Genomic DNA, 9,196 nt, shown 5'->3' on the forward strand with positions numbered 1-9,196 from the left:
AGCGGTCCGTCTGGATGGAATGGCTGAACAGCCCCGCGTCACGATCGTTCTGGGAACGCGTCCGGAGGCGATCAAGCTGGCTCCGGTCATTCGGACGTTCCAAGCCTGTGATGCATTTCAGACCCGTGTCGTCCTGACCGGTCAGCACCGCGAAATGGTGGGCCAGGTGATGGATCTGTTCCATCTCCAGGCGGATCAGGATCTCAATCTGATGGCACCCCGTCAGACCCTGACCCATGTCACCTGTGCTGCGCTGCAGGGGCTGCGGGAAGACTTTCAGGCCTATCCGCCGCAGTTGGTTCTGGTGCAGGGCGACACCACCACGGCGTTTGCCGCTGGTTTGGCTGCGTTTTACGAGCAGATCCCGGTTGGTCATGTGGAGGCCGGCCTGCGCACTGACAATCTTCTGGATCCCTTCCCGGAAGAAGCCAACCGTCGGCTCCTTTCTCAGATCGCAACCCTTCATTTCGCGCCGACGCTCAAGGCCGAATCCAACCTGAAAACATCCGGGGTGGTCGGGGAGATCGCCGTGACCGGCAACACCGTGATCGATGCCTTGTTGTTGATGGCGGAATCGGCGCCGGATGTTCAGTTTGATGGCCTCAACTGGGATCAACAGAGGGTGATCCTCGCCACGGTGCATCGCCGTGAAAACTGGGGTGAGCGGCTGCACAACATCGCTGCAGGAATGCTGCAGGTGCTTGAGCGCTACCCCGACACGGCGCTTCTTCTGCCGATGCACCGCAACCCGACGGTGCGTGAACCGCTGCAGGCCCTGCTTGGAAGCCATCCCCGAGTCGTTCTGACCGAACCTCTGGACTACGACCGTCTCGTTGCAGCGATGAAAGGTTGCTGCCTGTTGCTCACCGATTCAGGTGGTCTCCAGGAGGAGGCCCCTGCGCTCGGCAAACCCGTGCTGGTTCTGCGGCGAACCACAGAGCGGCCGGAGGCCGTTGATGCGGGCACCGCCCGGCTGGTGGGCACCGATCCCGATGTGATCCTGGAGGAGACCTCGCGGCTGCTTGGTGATGCCACGGCCTATCAAGAGATGTCTCGCGCCGTTAACCCCTTCGGCGATGGTCACGCCAGCGAACGCATCCTTGAGTGCTGTCGGCGACAGCTCGGGGTCTGAAGCGTCCCTCAGCAGCGATGGCTGTTACCGCTGGTGGCTGCGGCGCTGCCTGGGTGCCGGCGAAGGGTGCCTCCTTTTCGTGGGACTGAATCCCTCGAGAGCTGATGGCCAGCGTGATGATCCGACCCTGCGCCGTTTGATCGGCTTCGCCAGGCAATGGGGATATCGGGAGTTGCTGGTGCTGAATCTGTTCGCCCGGATGTCGCCGTCTCCGGCGGCGCTGCTGCGGGTGAAGGACCCCATCGGTGAGCAGAACGACGCGATCTTGAACCACTGGTTCAACCACTGGTCCCGAACATCTGGGGTTGATCTCTGGTGTGGATGGGGGGCGAATGGGGCGCGATGGGACCGGGCTCAGCTGGTTCTTGGAACCATTCAGCGTTTGCTGCCGCACCGCCGACGCTCCGTTCCCGACTCACCGCATCCTCTGATGCTCGGGCAGACGGCCTCGGGGCAACCGCGCCATCCGCTTTATGCCCCGCGTAACGCCTGTCTTCGCCCTCTTCTCTGGGCAGACCCGGAACCGATCCGTCATCCTGTGGGGACCGTGATGGATGTCTTTCCTCGCTGATGTCCCGTACGCCCCGCCGCTACGCCGTCCATCTCCACCTTGTGGGAGGGCAAACCGAACGGGTGTTTTTTCCGAAACTCGAGACCTTCCAGGAGTGGTACCAAGGGGTGGTCAATGCCGAGAACCAGGGCGGTTTCGTCAACGTTCCCCTCAGTGATCTGGAGGGCGAGTATCTGGTCGTACGCCCACAAGCGGTGATCGGCGTGCGCGTGGAACCTCAGTTCTCCTCTGTCGATGACGCCTGAGCGTCTGGGCCTCCTCTGGGGCGTCACGGTTTCCTCGGGTGCTGCAGCCCGTTTTCTGGCGGCCAAGTCGGAGTTTCCTGGGGTGGTGTTGCTGCTCCTGTCGGGGCTGCTGATCGGTCGCTCTGGTCTGGGTTGGGTGGAACCCCTTGATCTGGGCTCCGGGCTTGGAACCGTGGTGGGTCTTCTTGTCAGCCTGGTGCTGTTCGATGGCGGACTGAATCTGCGTCTGCCTGGAGACACGATCAAGGCCACGGTGCAGCGCATCGCAGCCCTGCGTCTGTTGATCTCCCTGGGGGGCGGTCTGTTAGCGGCCCATTGGCTTGCGGGGCTCAGCTGGTCGCTTGCGGCTGTGTTCAGTGCCATCGTGCTGGCCACGGGGCCAACGGTGGTCACACCCCTGGTGCGTCAAATTCAGCTCGCACCTCCTCTGGGCGAAGTCCTGGAGGCTGAGGGACTGGTGCTTGAGCCCATCGGCGCCGTTCTAGCCCTGCTGCTGTTGGAGCTTGTCCTTGGCAACCTGCACGGCTGGCGGGAGGTGATGCTCGGCCTGCTGTATCGATTGGGCGGTGGTGTGCTGATTGGCGCGAGCGTCGGCTGGCTGCTGTCAGAGCTGTTGCGACGGCTCAAACCCGATCAGTTGAAGGGGCTCCCGCTTCAGCTCAGTCTGGGTTTGCTGTTTCTGATGTATGGCGTCAGTGAATGGCTTCTGCCTGAATCCGCCCTGCCTGCTTCGGTGGCGGCGGGCATCGTTGTCGGTCGGCGTCCAGGCCCCCACACCGCTGAATTGGATGGTTTGATTCAGGAACTGGCGCAGTTGGCGATCACGATGCTGTTTCCGCTGCTGGCTGCTGACGTCTCCTGGGCTGAACTCAGTCCGCTGGGTTGGGGCGGTATCCTCTGCGTTCTATCGTTGATGCTTGTGGTGCGTCCGATCGGCGTGGGTCTGGCCACCATCGGGTTGCCCTACAAGCTTGAACAACGGCTGTTCCTTGGTTGGCTCGCTCCGCGAGGCATCGTCACCGCAGCGGTGGCCTCTCTCTTCGCGATTCGCTTGGAGCAGGCCGGCATCCTGGGGGCAGGACGCCTTCAGGGGTTGGTGTTCCTCACCATCCTGATGACCGTTGGTCTTCAGGGCCTCACGGCTCAGCCGTTGGCTCAGGCTCTTGGCCTAGTCAAAGCTGAGGATGACGAGCCTGCCTCAGCCGAGGCAGCGGCGCAGACGCGGCAGGTCCTCACCGATTCTGGCCAGCAATGACCAGGTGGTGATCAGATCGGGGCCTTGAAGACGCCCCAGGAGAGCGGCGCGCAGGGACTTCATCACAACCCCTTTCTTCACACCGGCTGCTTTGGCGGCATCCCCCAGCCAAGCCTTGGCTTGATCAACGTCGCTGCCGTCCCAAGGCTTGTTCTCGAGCCGCTGAAGCAGGTCCGCAATGGCTGCCTTGGCTCCTTCGATCGCGAGTTGCTCGAGCGCATCGTCCTGGAGCTCCGGACGATCAAAGAACGGTTCCGCCTGATCGACGCCATCCTTAAGCAAGGTGAGGGATGGCCCCAGCAAGGTGCAGAGGTCCAGGCACCAGCTCTTGTCGCTGGGAGGGGTCCAACCGCGTTCGGTCCACAGCGGCGTCAGTTCCTCCAGAAGATGGTCCGCCGTCCAGCCATGCAGAACCTGGGCATTCAGCCAGTTGAGCTTGTCCCAGTCGAAACGCGCCCCGGCTTTGTTGACGCGGTCGAAACCAAAAACGGCTGCGGCCTCACGCAAGCTGAACCGTTCCTCCATGCCCTCCGGTACGGACCACCCCAACAAGGTCATGTAGTTGGCGATGGCGTCAGGGGTGTAGCCCATGGCGCGGAAGTCGTTGATGGAGGTCACCCCATCCCGTTTTGAGAGCTTGCGTCCCTCGGCATTGAGGATGAGAGGAGCGTGGGCAAAGGTCGGCAAGGGCAGGCCCAGCGCTTCGTAGAGGAGCAGTTGCTTGGCGGTGTTGGCAATGTGATCTTCACCGCGGATCACATGGGTGATGTCCATCGCGGCGTCATCCACCACCACAACAAGGTTGTAGAGGGGGTCGCCGATTTGATCCGCCGGGGCGCGACGGGCAATCACCATGTCTCCGCCAAGGTCTGAGCCTCGCCAGCTCATGGCGCCACGCACCAGATCATTCCAGCGAATTTCGGCAGCGTCATCGATGAGAAAACGAATCACCGCTTCACGGCCTTCTGCCTGAAACGCCTGCTCCTGCTCGGGGGTCAGAGACCTGTGGCGGTTGTCGTAGCGCGGGGCTTGATTGGCCGCTTTCTGCGCATCGCGCATGGCCGTGAGTTCCGTTTCGCTGGCGTAGCAGCGGTAGGCCAGTCCCCGATCGAGCAGGGTCTGTATGGCATCACGGTGCTGCCCAACCCGTTCGCTCTGGATGACGGGTTCCTCGTCCCAATCGATCCCGAGCCACTGCAAGCCTTCGAGAATGTTCTGGGTGTACTCGGGCTTGGACCGCTCCTTGTCGGTGTCTTCAATGCGCAGCACGAACGCGCCTTGCTCGTGCTTGGCGTAGAGCCAATTGAAAACAGCGGTTCGCGCCGTTCCAATATGGAGCGTGCCCGTTGGGCTGGGGGCCAATCGAACGCGCACCATCGTGGCTCTTGGTGGTGAGAACGGGACCGACGGGATTCGAACCCGCAACTTCCGCCGTGACAGGGCGGTGCTCTAACCGGTTGAACTACGGTCCCAGACCTGATTCAGAATTCGTGAGACGCGCTCCGAAGAATCTGATCTGCGTCGCTTGCGCGACCTGATCAGTATCAACTGTCGCCCTGCCCTCCGTCAACAACCGAGCCATGGATCAGCCTGGTTTTGTCATGCGGGCGCCGCCACAAAAAAATCCCGACGACAGAGTCGCCGGGACATGAGGGAAAAAATCGGCTCAACGCCGAATAACCAACAATTCAGGGACGGAATCCTGCAGGTTCAATGAGCCGAACCTGATTGCCGCGGGCTGTGAATTCACGCCCTTGATCACTCTGAACGACCACACGGCCGCCGGACTTGACGCGTATCACTCGGGCACGGACCCAGCCGAGGGCGGCTGACTCCAACACCTTCACAACATCACCAGGTTGAAGATCCAACTCCATGCTCAGAACCGGGAAACTGCACGAGGGGAACATCGGACGCGCCGTGGAGGACTCGAACCCCCGACATCAGGTTTTGGAGACCTGCGTTCTACCAACTGAACTAACGGCGCAAGGCGATGTACCCCTCAGCCAACGTTGAAGTTGGCAACTGATTGAACGAGGTCGAAACCTCAGCGATCGAAGCGCTGCTTCACGCGGGTGGCCTTGCCCACCCGTTCCCGCAGATAGAAAAGCTTCGCCCTGCGCACTTTACCTCGCCGTTCCACCTTGATGGAAGCCACCTGGGGGCTGTGCAGCATGAACACCCGCTCAACGCCGATGCCCTGGAAAATCCGGCGCACGGTGATGGTCTGGTTCAGGCCACCATGGCGCTTGGAAATGACCACGCCCTCGTAGGGCTGAACACGCTCCTTGTTGCCCTCGCTGATGCGAACACCAACGCGCACGGTGTCGCCCACGTAGATCTCAGGGAGATCATCCTTCTGCTGAGCCGACTCAAAGGAGCGAATCAGAGCTTCAGGGCTCAGTTTCTTGGCAGGGGCACCAGAAGCATTGCTGGCCTTCGCCGCTGCCTCAGGTGCTGTTTCCACAGCCGTTTCGGTGTTGTCGTCGGTCACCGCTGTGTCCTTCGAATCGGCTGCCATCCCAGCTCCGCGTTGAATCGCCAAACTATGAGTGTACCTTTCGACGCCATCGCTCCATCAGGAGCCCCATGCCTGTGATCAGCATCCACAGCAGGCCGATGGCGTTGAGAAGAACGACGACCGGTTCCAAGGTGGAACCAAGCCATTCCCCCTCGTGAACGACCATTAACCAGTGAACCTGGTCTCGGCTGGCTCCGAACCAGTCCCGGGCCAGGCGGTAACTAACACCGGAGAACACCGTCACCAGCAAAGGCGCCAGAACGAAGGGTGCAACGCTTCGATGCAGTTCCCGCAAGCGCGCAAGCAGCGACATGACCGGCATCAATTCGGTTGCTGTTGATAGCGTGACGGATATTGGGCTGAGCCATGAATCTCTTTGCTGATCTTCTGGCATCCACCCAGGCAGCGCAGGGGCAAGTGACGGCGACGGGCCCGCGCATTCAGAAGCGTCGCGGCGTTGAAATCAAATCAGCCCGTGAAGTGAAGATCATGCGCCAGGCCAGCCACATCGTCGCCACCGTGCTGCGGGAGGTGATGGGAATGGTGGAGCCAGGTCAGACGACGGGAGATATTGATGCCTATGCGGAAAAACGCATTCGAGAGATGGGGGCGACCCCAAGTTTCAAGGGCTATCACGGTTTTCCGGCGAGCATCTGCGCCAGCATCAACAACGAAGTGGTGCATGGCATCCCCAGTCCGAAGCGTGTGATCCGCCAGGGCGATCTGTTGAAGGTGGATACCGGCGCCTATTTCGAGGGCTACCACGGCGACAGCTGCATCACGATCTGCGTGGGAGATGCACCCCAGGAAGCACAGACCTTGAGCCGTGTTGCCAAGGAAGCCTTGATGGCTGGTCTGAGCCATGTCAAAGCAGGTAACACCCTGCTGGATATCGCTGGAGCCGTTGAAGACCACGTCAAGGCCAACGGTTTCAGTGTTGTGGAGGATTACACCGGCCACGGTGTCGGCCGGAACCTGCACGAAGAACCTTCCGTGTTCAATTTCCGCACCGACGAGCTCCCCAACGTCACCCTGCGTCCTGGCATGACCCTGGCGATCGAGCCCATCCTTAATGCCGGCAGCAAGGCCTGCCGCACCTTGCGGGATCAGTGGACTGTCGTCACTCGCGACGGCTCTCTCTCGGCGCAGTGGGAGCACACCGTTCTGGTGACCAGTGATGGATGCGAGATCCTTACCGATCGGGGCGACTGAGGATCCGGCTGTAGATCCGCCGTCCAAGCTCGGTCAGAGGCATCAAGACATACGTCAGTGGGTTTGGTGTCACGATCACCAGGCGAAACCCCCAGCTCGCCTGGCGAAGCACTTGGCTTGCGACGAAATCGGCTCCCATCACCCCGATCGGATTGAGCGATGAGCGAAAGGGGCCGAGCACCAGCTTGCGCAGGATCAGGGCTTTGCGTCCGGTGGCATCAAGCACCGCACCACGGATGCTCACCAGTTGCCCCAGCATTCGCTTGGTGAGTTCATACACGGGACTGACGGCAGGCTGAATTTCAGCCTCCGAGGTGTTGATCCACACCTCCCTCGGATCAGCCTGCGGCGATGCTCTGCTGATGGCCTCAAATCGCTGCATCAGCCTCCAGCTGCTCAAGGTGTTGACCTCCAGTGCCTGGTTGATCACTTCAGGGCTTTGGCCGCCTTGAGGATTGATCCCGTGGTTCAGCACCAGAACATCGAGCTCCTCCAGATCGGCGTCCAGGCTGGCTTCGTCTCCGCAGCTCCAGCTCACCCAACGGTGTGGGCCGTCCGCTTGCTCTGGAGGTATGGATCCGTGGGTGAAACCGACGACGTGGGCGCCTGCGGAACGGAAGCAACGGGCCAGAGCTGCGCCGAGGGCTCCACGAGCGCCTGTGATGCCGATCCGTTTGCCGAGAAAGGGGGACTGGGCCATGGGGCCAGCTTGGGGCATCCTTGAAACGAGCGGAGCACGAATCAAGCACCAGCTGTGTCAGATGCCGCCCAACTGGTTCTGTTCGCTCCCTACTGCGGTGGCGTCAGTCGCGAGCAGGATCTATCCGCAGCCCTGCAGATCCTGGGGCGGGGCGCACTGCAGGGGCGGCGTCCGGTGGCCGGAAGTGGTGGACACCCCTACGAACTCCGCTGGGATGGGGTCGCTGCATCGCTGGAGAGGCTGGACTGTCAGCTTCGTTTTCCCGGTCATCCCGAGGGAGATTTTGATTTCGCCGTCACCACCCATCAGCTGGTGGTCTGGTTGATGGATTGTTCCAATCCGCAGCTATCGAAGCCCGATTTGCCCAATGGGTTCTGGCAGTGGTTGTTGATCGAGCGCGGAGATGCTCCTGAACAGGCCTAGATTCAGTGGTGTCAGGCATCACCTCCATGGGAACGACACTGTTGATCGGATCGTGTGAGCCGTTCAGTGGGAAGTCGGCCCTTGTTCTTGGAATTGCTCAGCAGCTCGCCCGTGCCGGACAGCAGATCAGGTTCGGAAAGCCCCTGGCCACAAGCCTGGACTGGGATCCGAACCAGGGGCCGTTGCCTAAACCACTCATCGACGACGACGTTCGATTTGTTGGTGAAACGCTGAATCTGCCGCCTGAGCGTTTGATTCCTTCGATGCATCTGCTGTCTCCGACAACAGCTGCCCAGCGGCTTGGCCAAGGCGAGTTGGACGCTGGCCAAGGTTTTGCGGAGCTGCGCCAGTGCATTCAGTCTGACGATGGACTCACACTCTTGGAATGTGCGGGAAGCCTCCAGGAGGGTTTGCTGTACGGCCTTAGCCTTCCGCAGCTAGCCACAGGTCTCAATGCCAAGGTCGTTCTGGTGCACCTCTGGCAGGACAGCCGCAGTGTGGATGCGCTGCTCGCGGCCAAGCAGACCTTGGGTGACCGTCTGGTTGGAGTGGTGCTGAACGCCGTCACTCCAGAAGAGGTCGACAGCTTGGAGCGACAGGTGGTTCCTGCCTTGCAGGGCCTGGGCTTGCAGGTGTTTGGCGTCATGCCCCGTTCTCCTTTGCTGCGCAGCGTCACGGTCGGCGAGTTGGTGCGGCGCCTCAATGCCCGGGTGATCTGTTGCCAGGAACGGCAGGAACTGCTGGTGGAAACCCTGAGCATCGGCGCGATGAATGTGAATTCCGCCATGGAGTTCTTCCGCAAACGACGCAACATGGCTGTTGTGACGGGAGCTGATCGCACCGACATCCAGCTGGCCGCCCTTGAGGCTTCAACTCAATGTTTGATTCTCACCGGGGCTGGGGAACCTCTCCCTCAATTGATCAATCGCGCCGAAGAATTGGATGTGCCCTTGCTCAAGGTGGAGCACGACACCCTGGCCACGGTGGGGGTGATTGAGCAGGCCTTCGGCCATGTGCGCCTGCATGAAGCCGTGAAGGCCACCTACGCCTTCCGTCTTGTGGAGGAGCATTGCAAGCTTGATCAGCTCTTCAATGCATTGAATCTGACGGTTCAGCACGCTTGATGGTTGCTAACTT

At 61.0% G+C, this 9,196-nt stretch carries 12 protein-coding genes and 2 tRNA genes; 7 read left to right on the forward strand and 7 right to left on the reverse strand.

The window, feature by feature from the left end:
* Positions 1-19 precede the first annotated feature (19 nt).
* The 4 genes from wecB to DXY35_RS06960 are packed head-to-tail and all read left to right on the forward strand — an operon-like array spanning position 20 to position 3,203.
* Positions 20-1,132 (forward strand): non-hydrolyzing UDP-N-acetylglucosamine 2-epimerase, encoded by a 1,113-nt coding sequence (gene wecB / locus DXY35_RS06945; RefSeq protein ID WP_115081691.1) that lies wholly within the window; start codon positions 20-22, stop codon positions 1,130-1,132.
* Positions 1,101-1,703: a DUF1643 domain-containing protein gene (locus DXY35_RS06950; protein WP_115081692.1), complete on the forward strand. Its 603-nt coding sequence runs from the start codon at positions 1,101-1,103 to the stop codon at positions 1,701-1,703. The genes wecB and DXY35_RS06950 overlap by 32 nt, the downstream gene beginning before the upstream one ends.
* Positions 1,703-1,948: a hypothetical protein gene (locus DXY35_RS06955; RefSeq protein ID WP_115010390.1), complete on the forward strand. Its 246-nt coding sequence runs from the start codon at positions 1,703-1,705 to the stop codon at positions 1,946-1,948. Before DXY35_RS06950 ends, DXY35_RS06955 begins: the two co-directional genes overlap by 1 nt.
* Positions 1,938-3,203 carry a sodium:proton antiporter gene (locus tag DXY35_RS06960; protein ID WP_115081693.1) on the forward strand — a complete coding sequence of 422 codons (1,266 nt, stop codon included), beginning with the start codon at positions 1,938-1,940 and terminating at the stop codon, positions 3,201-3,203. The genes DXY35_RS06955 and DXY35_RS06960 overlap by 11 nt, the downstream gene beginning before the upstream one ends.
* Here the strand turns inward: DXY35_RS06960 and gltX are convergent.
* The 6 genes from gltX to DXY35_RS06990 all read right to left on the reverse strand — a co-directional run bounded on the left by gltX (position 3,147) and on the right by DXY35_RS06990 (position 6,037).
* The gene (gene gltX / locus DXY35_RS06965; RefSeq protein WP_115081694.1) at positions 3,147-4,580 is read right to left on the reverse strand and encodes a glutamate--tRNA ligase; all 1,434 of its coding nucleotides are present in this window, start codon (positions 4,578-4,580) and stop codon (positions 3,147-3,149) included. The two genes, DXY35_RS06960 and gltX, sit on opposite strands and share 57 nt — an antisense overlap.
* A 21-nt stretch (positions 4,581-4,601) precedes the next feature.
* Positions 4,602-4,675 (reverse strand) — tRNA-Asp (locus tag DXY35_RS06970).
* Positions 4,676-4,891: 216 nt separating this feature from the next.
* Positions 4,892-5,080, reverse strand: a complete 189-nt coding sequence (locus DXY35_RS06975; RefSeq protein ID WP_006043540.1) for a hyperconserved protein Hcp — start codon at positions 5,078-5,080, stop codon at positions 4,892-4,894.
* A 37-nt stretch (positions 5,081-5,117) separates the two neighbouring features.
* Positions 5,118-5,190 (reverse strand) — tRNA-Trp (locus DXY35_RS06980).
* A 60-nt stretch (positions 5,191-5,250) separates the two neighbouring features.
* Positions 5,251-5,724, reverse strand: coding sequence for a 50S ribosomal protein L19 (gene rplS / locus DXY35_RS06985; protein WP_115081695.1), 474 nt, complete (start codon positions 5,722-5,724; stop codon positions 5,251-5,253).
* Between the two features lie 25 nt (positions 5,725-5,749).
* Positions 5,750-6,037, reverse strand: a complete 288-nt coding sequence (locus tag DXY35_RS06990; protein WP_115081696.1) for a PepSY domain-containing protein — start codon at positions 6,035-6,037, stop codon at positions 5,750-5,752.
* Positions 6,038-6,090: 53 nt separating this feature from the next.
* Here DXY35_RS06990 and map point away from each other — a divergent pair, with 53 nt between their 5' ends.
* Positions 6,091-6,936, forward strand: coding sequence for a type I methionyl aminopeptidase (gene map / locus DXY35_RS06995; RefSeq protein ID WP_115081697.1), 846 nt, complete (start codon positions 6,091-6,093; stop codon positions 6,934-6,936).
* On the opposite strand, the gene DXY35_RS07000 is transcribed toward map, so the two are convergent.
* A complete protein-coding gene (locus tag DXY35_RS07000; protein ID WP_115081698.1) occupies positions 6,917-7,654 on the reverse strand; it encodes an SDR family oxidoreductase in 738 nt (245 codons plus the stop codon). The genes map and DXY35_RS07000 overlap by 20 nt on opposite strands.
* A gap of 36 nt (positions 7,655-7,690) precedes the next feature.
* Here DXY35_RS07000 and ebsA point away from each other — a divergent pair, with 36 nt between their 5' ends.
* Together ebsA and DXY35_RS07010 are read left to right on the forward strand one after the other, a co-directional pair.
* Complete coding sequence (gene ebsA, locus DXY35_RS07005; RefSeq protein WP_115081699.1) at positions 7,691-8,059, forward strand: type IV pilus biogenesis protein EbsA; 369 nt, start codon at positions 7,691-7,693, stop codon at positions 8,057-8,059.
* A 26-nt stretch (positions 8,060-8,085) separates the two neighbouring features.
* On the forward strand, positions 8,086-9,183 hold the full coding sequence (locus DXY35_RS07010) for a phosphotransacetylase family protein (protein ID WP_115081725.1): 1,098 nt from the start codon (positions 8,086-8,088) through the stop codon (positions 9,181-9,183).
* Positions 9,184-9,196 lie beyond the last annotated feature (13 nt).

The organism is Synechococcus sp. N32 (genome assembly GCF_900473895.1).
Classification (GTDB): domain Bacteria; phylum Cyanobacteriota; class Cyanobacteriia; order PCC-6307; family Cyanobiaceae; genus Parasynechococcus.

Coding starts and splice junctions, on each gene's coding strand:
- wecB (WP_115081691.1), top strand. CDS start 20: ATGGCTGAACAGCCCCGCGTCACGATCGTTCTGGGAACGCGTCCGGAG.
- DXY35_RS06955 (WP_115010390.1), top strand. CDS start 1,703: ATGTCCCGTACGCCCCGCCGCTACGCCGTCCATCTCCACCTTGTGGGA.
- DXY35_RS06960 (WP_115081693.1), top strand. CDS start 1,938: ATGACGCCTGAGCGTCTGGGCCTCCTCTGGGGCGTCACGGTTTCCTCG.
- gltX (WP_115081694.1), bottom strand. CDS start 4,580: ATGGTGCGCGTTCGATTGGCCCCCAGCCCAACGGGCACGCTCCATATT.
- DXY35_RS06975 (WP_006043540.1), bottom strand. CDS start 5,080: ATGGAGTTGGATCTTCAACCTGGTGATGTTGTGAAGGTGTTGGAGTCA.
- rplS (WP_115081695.1), bottom strand. CDS start 5,724: ATGGCAGCCGATTCGAAGGACACAGCGGTGACCGACGACAACACCGAA.
- DXY35_RS06990 (WP_115081696.1), bottom strand. CDS start 6,037: ATGTCGCTGCTTGCGCGCTTGCGGGAACTGCATCGAAGCGTTGCACCC.
- map (WP_115081697.1), top strand. CDS start 6,091: ATGAATCTCTTTGCTGATCTTCTGGCATCCACCCAGGCAGCGCAGGGG.
- DXY35_RS07000 (WP_115081698.1), bottom strand. CDS start 7,654: ATGCCCCAAGCTGGCCCCATGGCCCAGTCCCCCTTTCTCGGCAAACGG.
- DXY35_RS07010 (WP_115081725.1), top strand. CDS start 8,086: ATGGGAACGACACTGTTGATCGGATCGTGTGAGCCGTTCAGTGGGAAG.